At 68.6% G+C, this 13,588-nt stretch carries 8 protein-coding genes and 1 pseudogene; 2 read left to right on the forward strand and 7 right to left on the reverse strand.

Features of this window, described 5'->3' with window-relative positions:
- Nucleotides 1-51 precede the first annotated feature (51 nt).
- From RZV17_RS14830 to mrcB, 5 genes and pseudogenes are all read right to left on the reverse strand, one after another.
- Nucleotides 52-210, reverse strand: a pseudogene (locus RZV17_RS14830) (ADP-ribosylglycohydrolase family protein); the annotation flags it as partial.
- The gene (tsaB, locus tag RZV17_RS14835; RefSeq protein WP_179454432.1) at nt 207-926 is read right to left on the reverse strand and encodes a tRNA (adenosine(37)-N6)-threonylcarbamoyltransferase complex dimerization subunit type 1 TsaB; all 720 of its coding nucleotides are present in this window, start codon (nt 924-926) and stop codon (nt 207-209) included. The gene tsaB and the pseudogene RZV17_RS14830, both read right to left, overlap by 4 nt.
- A gap of 328 nt (nt 927-1,254) precedes the next feature.
- A complete protein-coding gene (locus RZV17_RS14840; protein ID WP_355604556.1) occupies nt 1,255-3,252 on the reverse strand; it encodes an ATP-dependent DNA helicase in 1,998 nt (665 codons plus the stop codon).
- Between the two features lie 436 nt (nt 3,253-3,688).
- A complete protein-coding gene (locus RZV17_RS14845; protein WP_166749100.1) occupies nt 3,689-4,213 on the reverse strand; it encodes a hypothetical protein in 525 nt (174 codons plus the stop codon).
- Nucleotides 4,214-4,226: 13 nt separating this feature from the next.
- Nucleotides 4,227-6,671 (reverse strand): penicillin-binding protein 1B, encoded by a 2,445-nt coding sequence (mrcB, locus tag RZV17_RS14850; RefSeq protein ID WP_166749101.1) that lies wholly within the window; start codon nt 6,669-6,671, stop codon nt 4,227-4,229.
- Nucleotides 6,672-6,904: 233 nt separating this feature from the next.
- Between mrcB and RZV17_RS14855 the strand changes: the two genes are divergently transcribed.
- On the forward strand, nt 6,905-9,007 hold the full coding sequence (locus RZV17_RS14855) for a glycosyltransferase (RefSeq protein WP_355604561.1): 2,103 nt from the start codon (nt 6,905-6,907) through the stop codon (nt 9,005-9,007).
- A gap of 78 nt (nt 9,008-9,085) precedes the next feature.
- Here the strand turns inward: RZV17_RS14855 and RZV17_RS14860 are convergent, their stop codons facing one another.
- Both RZV17_RS14860 and RZV17_RS14865 read right to left on the reverse strand, forming a co-directional pair.
- Nucleotides 9,086-10,600 (reverse strand): hypothetical protein, encoded by a 1,515-nt coding sequence (locus tag RZV17_RS14860; RefSeq protein ID WP_355604564.1) that lies wholly within the window; start codon nt 10,598-10,600, stop codon nt 9,086-9,088.
- 358 nt (nt 10,601-10,958) lie between these two features.
- Entirely contained in the window at nt 10,959-13,118 is a 2,160-nt protein-coding gene (locus RZV17_RS14865; protein ID WP_166749104.1) for a bifunctional (p)ppGpp synthetase/guanosine-3',5'-bis(diphosphate) 3'-pyrophosphohydrolase, read from the reverse strand.
- Between the two features lie 315 nt (nt 13,119-13,433).
- Here RZV17_RS14865 and pqqA point away from each other — a divergent pair, with 315 nt between their 5' ends.
- The gene (gene pqqA / locus RZV17_RS14870) at nt 13,434-13,514 is read left to right on the forward strand and encodes a pyrroloquinoline quinone precursor peptide PqqA (RefSeq protein ID WP_002812057.1); all 81 of its coding nucleotides are present in this window, start codon (nt 13,434-13,436) and stop codon (nt 13,512-13,514) included.
- Nucleotides 13,515-13,588: the final 74 nt, after the last annotated feature.

The following is a 13,588-nucleotide window of genomic DNA, read 5'->3' on the forward strand; positions in this document are numbered from 1 at the left end:
CGCGCCTGATCGGTGCGCGTACGGTGCCACGCTGCTGATGGGGTGACGGTGCTGCCCGGCCTGCAATGCGAACGGGCCGCCGCCGCGCATGTCGTCGATCGGCGTGAAGCTCCCCGGCGCGCAGAATTCCAGCGTGGTGCCCAGCGCATCGCCGACTGCCAGGCCGAGCAGGCACCCGCGAAAACGGGCGCGTTGTGCAGCGCCGGTCATGGCGTTGCGCCGGCCGCCTTGGCGGCGCGGGCGGCCTGTTGCTCGACCAGGGTGAGTGCGACGTTGTCGCGCAGGTAAGCCGGCTCCACCCGCTCCGGCGCCACGCCTTCGCCACGCTGCAACGCCGGCACCGCGAGCGTGAGCAGATCGGCCGCACGTGGCAGCGCGGTTGCATCGACACTGGTCAGGCGGGTCGCAAAACGCTGTTGCAGCAGTGCGTCGGCCGCGGCGAAACCGGTGCCGACACCGGCCATGCGCGCGGCGCTGTCGGGCAGCGCGAGCGCGTCCGGTGCGCACACCACTTCCGGTGCCAGTTCCAGCAAGGTGTCGCCGCTGCGCACAAACACGCCGGCATACACCTCGCCCATGCGCGCGTCGATGCAGGCCAGCACATGCGTGGCCTCGGCAGGCGCACGCAACGCCAGCACCTGCAGCGTGGAGATGGCCAGCACTGGCAGATCCAGCGCCAGGGCGATGCCTTGCGCGATGCCGATCGCCAGACGCACGCCGGTGAACGCACCGGGGCCACGGCCCACTGCAATCGCATCGAGCTGGCGCCGCGCGATACCTGCCTCGGCCAACAGCTGCTCGGCCCACGGCAGTGCGAGTTCGGCATGGCGGCGTGGCGCCAGTTCGAAACGCTCGATCACGCGGCCATCCACATGTAGCGCAACGGAGCAGGCTTCGGTGGACGTTTCGAATGCGAGGATGTTCATGGGAGAGCCGGAACCGGGGACCCGGGACTGGGAACCCGGAAAGGGGCAAAGTTTAACTGATCGATTCGAGGGGCCGGGACCGTGCCCGCGCGTGCCAACCGATCCATGCGGGTACTTATGCGCAAGCGACTGCGCGGGCCGACCGGCAACGCGGCATCCGCGACGGCCATGGCACAGCAATGCGGCATTCGCGGCTGCCCCTGCGTACTTCGCTCTGTGCCTAGCCGGGTTCCCGGCCCCAGGTCCCGAGTCGCGGCATGCAGATCGCACCGCGCCGGCAACCCAGCATCCCGACACATGCGACGGCCACCACCAGCTCGCCCTGCGTTTATCCGGGTTCCTGGTCCCCAGTCCCCGGTCCCGCCCCCTGCGGCTCAAAAAACGCCTGCACATCGGCAATCTCGCGCGTGCGCGCAAACGGCGGCAGCGATTTCATGAAGGTGCGTCCGTAGCTCTTGTTCACCAGCCGCGGGTCGCACAGCACCAGCACGCCACGGTCGGTTTCGCTGCGGATCAGCCGGCCCACACCCTGTTTGAGCGCGATCACCGCCTGCGGCAGTTGCTCGTCGCGGAACGGGTTGCCGCCGTCGCGGCGGATGGCATCCAGGCGCGCTTCGAATACCGGATCGTCGGGTGCGGCAAACGGCAGCTTGTCGATCACCACCACGCTCAAGGCATCGCCGACCACGTCCACGCCCTCGCGGAAACTGGCCGAGCCCAGCAGCACGCCGTTGCCGGAATTGCGGAAGCGCTGCAGCAAGGTCGCGCGCGGCGCTTCGCCCTGCACGAACAACGGCCACGGTGCGCCACGCAAGGCCTCGGCCGCTTCGCGCAGCGCCCGATGCGAGGCGAACAACAAGAACGCACGGCCGTTAGATGCTTCCAGCACCGGCGTCAGTGCCGCGATCAAGGCGGTGCCAAAACCACGCGCGGCCGGGTCGGGCAGATTCGGTGGCAGATAGCACAGCGCCTGGCGCGCCCAGTCGAACGGACTGGGCTGCAGCAGGGTCACCGGATCGCTCAGGCCCAGCCGTAGCGCAATGTGGTCGAACTCCCCGCCCACCGCCAGCGTGGCCGAGGTGAACACCCAGGCCGCGTGCGATTTTTCGCGGTGTTCGCGCAGCGGCCCGGAGACATCCAGCGGTGTGCGCTGGCAGCGGAATCCGCGCGGACTCAGTTCGTACCAGAGCACATCGTTGTCGACCGTCTCTTCCGGCGGATCCTGCGCAAAATCGGGGATCGGCACATCCTCGCCCAGCCAGCGCGACAACCGGTTCAGGGCCTCCTGCGCACGCGCCGTGCAGCCATCGAAACCCGGAGACGCCTGGCGCAGCGGCAGCAGCGCCTCGCCCAACCGCGCCAGGGCCGACAGCACTGCATCGAAGCCTTCGCGCACCTGCGGCTTGGCCAGTGCACGCCATTGCGTGCCACGTGGCGGCAGCCCCTCCATGCCGGCACGCAGCGCGCGCAAGGCCTCGTCCAGCGCCAGGATCGGTGCCTGCAGGCTGGCTTGCGCGCCGGCCACCAGCCGCGCTTCCACCATGCAATCGCGCGCCAGTTCCTGCCAAGGCCGCATGCCGAAACTTTCGCCGAAGAAATTGGCCGCCAGCTCGGGCAGCTGGTGCGCCTCGTCGATGACGAAGGCTTGCGCGCCCGGCAGGATTTCGCCGAAACCTTCCTGTTTGAGCGCCAGATCGGCCAGCAGCAGATGGTGGTTGACCACTACCAGATCGGCCGCCTGCGCGCGCTGACGTGCCTGCACCACGAAGCACTCGCTGTAGAACGGGCATTCGGTGCCCAGGCAGTTGTCGACGGTGGAGGTCACCATCGGCAGCAGCGGCGAGTCGTCCGGCAAGGCTTCGAGCTCGGCCATGTCGCCGTACTGGGTGCGCCCGCTCCAGGCCACGATGCGCTGGAACTGCGACACCTGCTCGGGCGTAGCAAAGCGCGGCTCGCCACGCGCCTGCTGGGTGCGGTACTTGCACAGATAATTGGCGCGGCCCTTCAACAGTGCGCTGCGCAGCCCGACACCCAGTGCGGCACGCACGCGCGGCAGATCGCGATGGAACAGCTGATCCTGCAGCGCACGCGTACCGGTGGAGACGATGGTCTTGAGCCCGGACAGCAGCGCAGGCACCAGATACGCGTACGTCTTGCCGGTGCCGGTGCCGGCCTCGGCCAGCAATACATCGCGCTGCTCGAAGGCCTCGGCAATGGCGCCGGTCAGGCGCAACTGCGCAGTGCGCGGCGCAAACGCATCGAGCTGACGCGCCAGCGCCCCGCCCTCGCTGAGGGCCTCGATGCTGGCAGTGACAAGTTGGGACATGGGACCGAACGAAGAGCGGACAGGAAGCACGACAGCCTAGCGCGTGCGCAGTGATGCTGCCTGGGTCCGGCTTGCAGCAGCCGGTAAACATGTCATCGCAGCGACGAGACTGCGGTGGACGCGGGGCGCATCGATTTCATGATTGCGCCATGCCAGCGACAGCGGTCGATGACTGCCGACAAGGTTCAGGCGCCTTTCGATGCCGGACCACGCGATGGCGCTTGCGTCATCCGCTTGGTCCGGCAGGCTGTTGCACCTTCGTTGCTACAGATGCCCCGCCCCATCCAGGCACGTCAGACCCAGGACCAAAGAGGCCGAGGGCGCTCGTCTTGCGTTGTGCTGCGCAGGCTGGCCCACGAAGCGACGCTGCCCGCCCACAGGAGGCAGCCGACCGAGCCGGTCGCGCTGCTGGCAGCACGACCGCTGCCGTGCGCACTCAGTACCGCTTGACGCCCGGCACGGTGCAGCCGGCGATCTGCGCCTTGGCAGAGGCTGCATTTTCCTTTTCTCCCCGTGCCAGCCGCGACTGCTCGATGGTCGCCCAATGGCGACGGCACAGTGGGCCGGTCTTGGAGCCAAGCTCGATCGCCTGCTTGGCGAAGCGCTCGGCGGCCGGCCAGTCGGCCTGCAGCACGGACACTTCCGCGCGCTCCTGCAGGATCGCCGGGTCGCCGGACACCAGTCCCAGCGCTTGATCCAGCGCGGCTGCCGCGCCGGGCAGATCGCCAGCCTGGCGCTTGCTCTTGGCGGTCTCGCGCAGATCGTCCACCTGCGGGTCGCGCAGCGGCTGCACCGACAGCTCGGTGTCGTCCACGCCGGCCTCGCGTTCGATCAGCAACAGCCGTTGGGTCGGGGTGGTCGGATCCACCGGAGCCGGCGGCGGAGGCGGCGGCGCGCTGACGCAGGCGGTAAGTGCGGTCAACACGCTAACCAGGGCAAGCAAGCGGTGGATTCGGATCATGGGGTCACTCCAGTCAATGCGCGGGTGGGGCCGTAGCAGGTGCGGGGGCGGGTTCTTCGGGCTTCTTCTCCAGACCGAAGAAGCGGCGCCAGCCGCCACCGCTGGATTGCTCGGCGGGCGCGGTGGCCTCGCCGGGAACGCCCTCGATCGACGGCGCATTGCCGGCGCAGGGAGCATACGCGGGCGTGAAGCCGACCACGAATGGGAACTGCCGCGCGCCGGGGCAGCCGGCGTCGGTCACGCCGGTCCCGGCGGCATCGACCGGCTGCCAGTCCAGCCCCTTGCCGCTGACCTTGAGCGGCGCGCTGGGCAGGCGCGCGAAGATGCTCGACCACACCCGCATCGCACCGGTGGCGCCATACAGGCCGGTCTGCTCGTTCTGGTCGTTGCCCATCCAGATCACCGCCAGGTGATCGCCGGTGTAGCCGGCATACCAGCTGTCGCGACCATCGTTGGAGGTGCCGGTCTTGCCGGCCGGCGACAGCCGCCCCAGCCCGTCGCTCAGCAACTGACGCGCGGTGCCGCCGCTGACCACCTGCTGCAGCGCGATGCTGATCAGGTTGGCCGCCACCGAATCGCCTTCCTGTGCCGGTGCCGGGGTCTTGTCGTAGCGCTTGAGCAGCTTGCCCTGCGGGTCGAGCACGCCACGCACCGCATGCAGCGGCTGGATCTCGCCGCCGGCGGCCAGGAACTGGTACAGCTGCGCCATGCCGTACGGGCTCTGGTCGGTGGCGCCCAGGATCAGCGACGGATTGGGGTCGGCCTTGATCCCGGCCAGCACCTGGATCAGCTGGGCGATGCGGTCGGCACCGACCTGCATGCCCACCCGCACCGTGGCCTGGTTGTAGGAATGCGCCAGCGCATCGATCAGCCGTACCGTGCCGTGGCTGCGGTTGTCGGAATTGCCCGGCGACCAGGTCTTGCCGCGGCTGAGCTGCACGGTCACCGGCGAGTCGTCGACCCAGCTGGATAGCGCCCAGCGGTCCGGCGAGGCCAGGGCCAGCAGGTAGACGAACGGCTTGAGCAGCGAGCCGACCTGACGCTGCGCTTCGACCGCGCGATTGAACCCCGGCTTGGCCACGTCGCGGCTGCCGACCACCGCCAGCACATCGCCGTTATGCACATCGGTCAGCACCAGGCCGGCCTGCAAGGGCGGGCGCTTCTTGTTGTCCAGGCGCTTGATGGTGCCGGTCACCGCGCCTTCGGCATACGCCTGCGCAGACGGCGACATGCCGGTGAGCACGCTCATGCCGGCGCCCTGCAGCACGCCTTCCGGGTAGTCGTGCGCCAGCTGGCGGCGCACCAGATCCACATAGGCCGGGAAGCGGTTGGCCGCGACCAAGCCCGGTTCCTGCGGCACGCCCAACGGTGCGGCCAGCGCGCGCTTGTATTCTGCATCGTTGATCAGGCTGTTTTCGTGCAGCTTGCCCAGTACGAAATTACGCCGGTCCAGCGCGCGTTCCGGGTTGCGGCGCGGGTCGTAATACGACGGCCCCTTGACCAGCCCGATCAGCAGGGCGATCTGCTCGGTGGTCATCGAATTCAACTCACGACCGAACCACAGCTCCGCGCCCGACGACACCCCGTGGATGGCCTGCCCACCACGCTGGCCCAGATAGACCTGATTGAGATAGGCCTCCAGGATGGTGCGCTTGTCGTAGCGCGCCTCCATGATCACCGCGTACAGGATCTCGTTGAACTTGCGGGTGAGGGTTTGCTCCTTGCCGATGCCGAGCAGGCCGCTGCGGGCCAGCTGCTGGGTCAGGGTGCTCGCGCCCTGCCGCACCTGGCCGCCGGAGCGCAGCATGATCCAGGCCGCACGCACCATGCCGCTGAGATCGATGCCGTGATGGCTGTTGAAGTCGCGGTCTTCCACCGCCTGCAAGCCGGTCACCAGCAACTCCGGCACTTCCTCCATGCGCACCAGGCGGCGCTCTTCCTGCTTCTGTCCGTACAGGGTGGCGATGCGTGCCGGGTCCAGACGTGCGCTCTTGAGCGCCTTGCGGTCGCCGGCATCGCGCAGGCTGGCCACGCGGCCACCGGACAGCGCCACCTCGACACGCCGCGCGGGCACACGTCCGTCCACGTCGATATAGCCACGGCTGGCGATGGTGAAGCGGCTGCCGTCCTGCTGGTAGGTGCCGGCCAGCTTGGCCTGGCCGTCGTCGCGGTAGGACGCCGCATCCAGCTCGGTCTTCAAGGTGGCCGCATCCAGCGCATTGCCGGGCGCCAGCACCAACGGCCGCCCGTAGACGCGGGTCGGGATCTGCCAGCGCAGTTCGCCGAACCGTTGGCTGACCTGCTTGTTCAGATACACCGTGTAGGGAATCAGGAAACCGAGCGCCAGCGCAATGCCGGCAAATCCCCAGACAATCAGTCTGCGCTGCCAGCGGGAGCCTTGCTCGTCGGTGTCGTCCTGGAAATCGTCGGAATCGTCGTGGTCGTAGCGTCGGGGCACGGGAATGCGAGAATGTAGAGTCCGGCGAGTCTAGCGCAGCGGTGTCATGGTTGCGGTTCACCGGGCCTGGCGACTTAAGCGCGGCTAACAAACGCCGACACGCCTTGCGCTGTGGTCCGGCGATGCTCGGCGCGGCATGGCCCGCTCGGTACACTGCGCGCTCAGGCCCGCCTTGCCCCATCCGGCGACGGCTCGCCCTGTGTCACCCGTCTCTACGCTGGAGTTCCAACGGAATGTCGATGTCCCTGGCCGATGCGCGCTACCTGTTCAATCGCGTGCTTGGCCTGATCCACCGCAGCGTGGCGAGCATGCGCACCCGCGGGTGGCGCGCCACCTGGCAGCGCATTCGCGTGCACACGCAGGCGCCGCCGGTCGCGCTCGGCACCCCGCTCTGGTTGCCCGATGCCACGCCGTTCGACGTATTTGCGGTACCGCACAGCGCCGCACCACGGGTGACGGTGGTGATTCCGGTGTACAACCATATCGCCCATACGCTGGCCTGCCTGCGCGCGCTCGCCGCGCACCCGCCACGGCTCGCCATCGAGATCATCGTGGTGGACGATGGCAGCAGCGATGTCACCGCGGTGCAGTTGCCGCAGATCGAGGGCCTGCACTATCACCTGCGCGCCAGCAACGGCGGTTTCATCGCAGCCTGCAACGATGGCATCGAACTTGCGCGCGGCGATTACGTGGTGTTGCTCAACAACGACACCATCCCGCAGCCCGGCTGGCTGGACCGGCTGATCGCCACGTTCGACCAGCACCCGGCTGCCGGGCTGGTCGGCGCGCAGCTCGTGTACCCGGACGGGCGTCTGCAGGAATCCGGTGGCGTGGTGTTCGCCGATGGCAGCGCCTGGAGCTACGGCCGCTTCGAATCTGCCGAGGACCCGCGCTACGCCTATGTGCGCGCGATGGACTACTGCTCGGGTGCGGCGATTGCCCTGCCACGGGCGCTGTTGCAGACACTGGGCGGGCTGGATCGCCGCTACATGCCGGCCTACTACGAAGATACCGACCTGGCGTTTGCGGTGCGCGCCGCCGGGCATCAGGTGCTGGTGCAACCGGCCAGCGTGGTGGTGCATGACGAAGGCACCAGCAATGGCACCGATACCCGTACCGGGGTCAAGGCCTACCAGGTCCGCAATCAGGCGGTCTTTGCGGACAAATGGCAGCAGGTGCTGACCCGGCAATTGCCGGTCGGCCGCGTGCCCGGCCCCGCGCAGCTGCATCGCCGGCAGCGCCAGGTACTGATCCTTGACGAATGCGTGCCGCAGCCGGACCGCGACTCTGGCTCGTTGCGGCAGTTCAACCTGATCCGTCTGCTCTGCGAAGAAGGCGCGCACGTGGTGTTCGTGCCGACCCGCCGCGAACATGCCGGACGCCACACCCAGGCGCTGCAGCAGTTGGGCGTGGAGGTCTGGTACGCGCCGTTCCTGGAGGGCATCGGCAGCTGGTTGCGCACGCATGGGTCGCGCTTTGCGGTGGTGCTGCTGGTGCGTCATCACGTGGCGCATGCCTGCCTGCCGTTGCTCAAGCAATACGCGCCACAGGCACGCACCCTGTTCGATACCGTCGACCTGCATTACCTGCGCGAACGCCGCGGTGCCGAGCTTGCCGGCGATGCCAACCTGTTGCGCAGCGCAGAGCGCACCCGGGTGCGCGAACTGGAGATCATGGCTGCCACCGATGTCACCCTGCTGGTGTCGGCCGCCGAACAGGCGCAGCTGCGCGCGGACGCACCGCAGATCCGCACCGCCCTGCTGTCCAACCTGCATGATGTCGCCGGCAGCGGCCACGGTTTCGAACAACGCCGCGACCTGGTGTTCGTCGGAGGGTTCCGTCACGCGCCGAACGTAGACGCGGTGCAGTGGTTCATCAGCGCCATCTTCCCGCAGGTCCGCGCGCAACTGCCCGGCGTGGTCTTTCATTGCATCGGCGCCGACCTGCCCGAAGCGCTCAAGCTGCTGGCCGACGAATGCCCGGGCGTGCAGTTGCACGGGCATGTGCCGGACCTGGTGCCGTTCATGGACAGCGCGCGCCTGTCGGTGGCACCGCTGCGCTTTGGCGCCGGCGTCAAGGGCAAGATCAACCTGAGCATGGCGCACGGCCAACCGGTAGTCGGCACCACCTGTGCAGTGGAAGGCATGCACCTGCGCGACGGCGAAGATGTCTGCGTGGCCGACGACGCCGACGCGTTCGCCGGCGCCATCGTGCGGCTATATCAGGATGCGGCGTTATGGCAGCGCCTGGCGGACAACGGCCTGCGCAACGTGGCCCGGCATTTCTCGCTGGAGGCCGCACGCGACACGGTGCGCGCGTTGTTCATCGCGCCTTGACCGGGCGGTGTCGCACGTGTCGCCTGCCCGGCCGGGGCTCTGCGACCGACCTTCACTCACTCCCCGCCGACGCATGCCTCAGCGCTGCTCGGCCACCGCCCGCACCCGTCGCGTGAACTCGGCCAGCTCCGGCAAGCCTGGATCCAGCTGATGCGCCTGGTCCTGGGCACGTCGGGCGAACGCTGCATCCTCCTGCCCCAGCCGCTCGCTGCCGACCGCAACCCAGCGTTGCGCCAGGCGCCGACGTGCGCCGGCCAGCGCATCGCCGTTGGGCGTCAGCGCCTGCCAGGCATCCAGACACCCGCGTGCCGCGCGCAGGCGGTTGTTGCGCAGTTCGTCTTCGAAACAGCGTTGACTGGCAGGCACCACCCGCGCGGCCGCCTGCACCACACGTGGATCGCGCGGCGCCAGCGCCTGTGCGGCGCGCACGGCATCGTATGCACTGGCCCCGGGCGGCGTCATCCACTGCTGGCGTGCTTCGGCGTCGGCCACGCGTTGCAGCAACGCGCGCAGGCGGCGCTCGCGCACTGCGCGCGACAGACCGGTCTGCGGGCCGCGTTGCGCATCGCGCGCACGCGCGATCGCCTGCTCGGCCTGCGCGATCGATGCAGCGCCCGGCACCAGGGCCTGCGCCTGTTGCAGCGATTGCATGGCTTCATCGAAATGGAAATCCGCAGCCTGGCGACCCGCCTGTGCGGCGTATTCGCCGGCCACCCGTTCGAGCCCGCGCTGCGCCCCGGCATCTGCCGGCTCGGCGGCCAGCACCGCGGCAAAATCGCGCGCTGCCGGGGCCAACCGGCCGCGGCGCAGCAAGGCCTGTGCACGTTGACGGCGCTGCTCGAGCAGACGGTGATAGTGCCCCTCGGTCAGCGGCAGGTCGGCATGCCCGGAGTCGTAGCGCTTGGCAGCGGCCAGCAGGGCGGCGGCATCGGCAAGTGCGTCGCGTGCCAGCGCATGGCGCGCCTGCGCCAGCAGATCGGTCAGGGCATCTTCGCGTCCTTCCAGCGCGTCGGTGCGGTCCGGGGCCAGGGTCAGGATGCGCTGGTAAAGCGGCAGCGCGCTGTCGGGGGTTCCATCCAGGCACCCCTGTTGCTGGGCGACCACCGCCTGTGCGAGCAAGGCATCGAGTCCGGCACGGCGCGCCTGCAGGTCGCGCAGACGCAGCGCGACCGGGGCGGTCTGCGCCTGCGGCACCTCCAGCGCACCTGCCAGTGTCAGCGCGCGCTGCGCGCCGGGCGCATCGCCGGCCGCGATGGCCGCACGCGCCTGCACCACGGCGGCGGCACCGGTACGCGCCAGGCCGGTCCGCGCCTCTGTGCGATCGCTGTCCAGCGCGAGCGCAGCGTTGAACAATTCGCGCGCCCCGGTGCCGTCGGCTGCGCTGAGCCGGCCGCGCAGCAAGGCCGCATCGCCGCGTTGCAGCAGCTGCTGGATGCGCGTATCCGGCCACAGCCAGTCGGCAAGCGGCTTGCGCAGCACGATGACGCTGAGGAGCAGGCACGCGGACAGCGCCAACACCACGCGCCATAGCGCGCGGCTGCGCAACGGCGCCCAAAGGCGGGGCGACCTGGCACAGCGCGGCAGCGGAAACATGCGGTGGCGTCCATCCTTGGCGCGACCTGACGGGGACGCGTTCACCCGACTATGGTAGCTGCCTGCTGCGAAGACGATGTGCGTTTCGGGAATCGGGAATCGGGAATCGGGAATCGGGAATCGGGAATCGGGAATCGGGAATCGTCAGGCAAACATGGCTGATCGGGCTGATGGGCTTTGCAGATCCACGGATAAACGGTCGTGACACGGACAGCATGGCGGCGCAGTGACTTGCACCGCATGGCCTCCATCGTCCGCTTGCTGACCATCGATGGATGCCACGGCATGCACTCTGACGATAACGCCGCTCGTCTGTGCGGCGCCCTTCAAGCGAACGCCACCGCCTTGTTACCCAGCCTCAGCCCAGGCGCCGGACCTCGTTGACGCCGGGCAAGGCGTCCAGTTTGCCGAGCAGGGCCGACAGCTGGTCGTAGTCGCTGACCTTGAGCCGCAGCCGCAACTGCGCCCTGCCGGTGTCGCGCACGTTGTCGCTGTTGATCTCCAGCACGTGGGCGTCTTCCTGCGCGATCAGGTTGGTGATGTCCTTGAGCAGCCAGCGCCGGTCCACCGCACGCACCTGCACATCCACCTCGTAGCCGCTGCCGGCCTTGCCCCACTCCACCGGCAACACGCGCTGCGGGTGGGCGGCGGCCAGCCGCGCCAATGCTGCGCAATCGGTGCGGTGCACGGTGATGCCGCGGCCGCGGGTGAGGTAGCCGGCAATGGGTTCGCCGGCCACCGGCTGGCAGCAGCGCGCCAGCTGCACCAGCAGGTTGCCCACGCCCTGCACGGTGAATTTGGACTTGCCCAATCCATCGCGACGCGCAGTCGGGCGTGGCGGCGCCGGCACCGCCGGTTGCGACGCGGCGCGCTCGGCTTCCAGCAACGCGCGGCTGACCTGGTTCGGGCCGGTATCGCCCAGCGCCACCTGGATATACAGCTCGTCGATGTTCTCGGCGTGGAATTTGCGTGCGGCCACGCCCAGATCGGCATGCTGCAGGCCCAACCGCTTGAGCTCGCGATCGAGCAGGTCCTTGCCGGCCTGCACGTTGCGCGCGCGGTCGAGCTTGTGGAACCACGCACGCACCTTGTCGCGCGACCGCCCGCTGGCCAGAAAGCCGTTGGACGCCAGCAGCCAGTCGCGGCGCGGGTCGGCTTCCTTGGCGGTCATGATCTCCACGCGGTCGCCGCTGCGCAGCCGATACGTCAGCGGCACGATGCGGTCGTTGACGCGCGCGCCCCGGCAGCGATGCCCCACCATGGTGTGCACGTGATACGCAAAATCCAGCGGCGTGGCGCCCTGTGGCAGATCGATCACCTCGCCCTTGGGGGTCAGCGCGTACACGCGGTCTTCGATCAGCTCGGCATCCAGCGCGCCGGCCAGCTCGCCGTGCTCGCCTTCCTGCACCTGCTCCAGCAACTGGCGCATCCACAGGATCTTTCGGTCGAAGGCCTTTTCGGCGCCCTTGCCGCCTTCCTTGTATTTCCAGTGCGCGGCCACGCCAAGTTCGGCCTGGGCATGCATCTCGAAGGTACGGATCTGGATTTCGATGGTGCGCCCTTCCGGGCCGACCACGGCGGTGTGCAGCGAGCGGTAGTCGTTGGCCTTGGGCCGCGCGATGTAATCGTCGAACTCGCTGGGCACCGGTGCCCACAGCGAATGCACCGCACCCAACGCCGCGTAGCAGGCCGCCACGTCGTCCACCATCACGCGCACTGCGCGCACGTCGTACAACTGGTCGAAGGACAACCGCTTTTTCTGCATCTTCCGCCAGATGCTGTAGATGTGCTTCGGCCGCCCGCTCACCTCGGCCCGCAGCCCCTGCCCGGCCAACGCGCTGGACAGGCTGCGCTTGACCGCTTCGATATAGCGCTCGCGTGCAACGCGGGTTTCATCCACTTCGCGGGCGATGCGGCGGTAGGTCTCCGGCTCCAGGTGACGGAACGCCAGATCTTCCAGTTCCCACTTCACCTGCCAGATGCCCAGCCGGTTCGCCAGCGGGGCATGGATGTCGCGGGTGAGCTGGGCCAGCGCGCGGCGCTGTTCCTCGTTGAGGCGGTCGGCCACGCGCATGCGCGCCAACTGCCGCGCCAGCAGGATCGGCACCACCCGCAGGTCGTGGATGATCGACAGCAACAAGCGGCGCAGGCCCTCGCTGTTGCGCCCTGCCTCGCGCCCGGCATGCAGCGCCCAGACCTGGTCGGCCGCATCCAGGCCATCGAGCAGTCCCTCCACCGCCACGCGCCGCTCCGCCGGTTGCCACGGCAGGGCGGCAACGGTGCCGCGCAACGCCGGCAGGTCGAACAGCAGCGCCGCAATCAGGGTGGCCTCGTCAGCCGCCAGCAGGGCCAGCGCATCCAGCGTGTCGCCGAGCAGCGACCACGGCACGCTGTCGGCTGGCGCGGGCGGCATGTCCTGCCAGGCCTGCGCAAGCGCGTCCCGCAGGGCGGGTGCGATCGAGGCGACAGCCGGGCGCTGCAGCACTGCCTGCAGGCGTTCGAATGAGGAACTGGTCACAACGGTGGACACGGTGGCGGCAACAGCAAGGGGCTGACGGCTACGGTAACGTGCGCGTCACCTTCTCCACAACGCGAAATTTCGGTGCCCGTGCGCTGCCGTACGACCGCCGTGCTTATGGTCGGTTCACGCGCCAACGTCTTGATTCGCAACCGCTCAGCGCAATGCGGCAGGCGCCATCACGGTCCATCTGCGCCGCATCCGCCGCTTTTTACGTGCTCTTTACAACTCGCCCAAACCGGCTGCCTATGCTCCCTGCACGTCGTCGCTGCCGTGCGCAGCGGCGACGTCACTCACCCAACTGCGAGGTAGCCGATGAAGACCTGGAAGAAGCCTGTCGTTCGTGAAGTCAACTGTGGCGCCGAAATCAACTGCTACGTCTCCGGCGAGTTTTGATCCGGCCCGTTTCACACACACCTGCCGCCCTTTCTTCTTGATGCATGTCCGGCAGTTGCCGGCAGATTAGGTAA

Origin of the sequence: Xanthomonas cannabis (assembly GCF_040616535.1) — a bacterium.
GTDB classification, from domain to species: Bacteria; Pseudomonadota; Gammaproteobacteria; order Xanthomonadales; family Xanthomonadaceae; genus Xanthomonas; species Xanthomonas cannabis.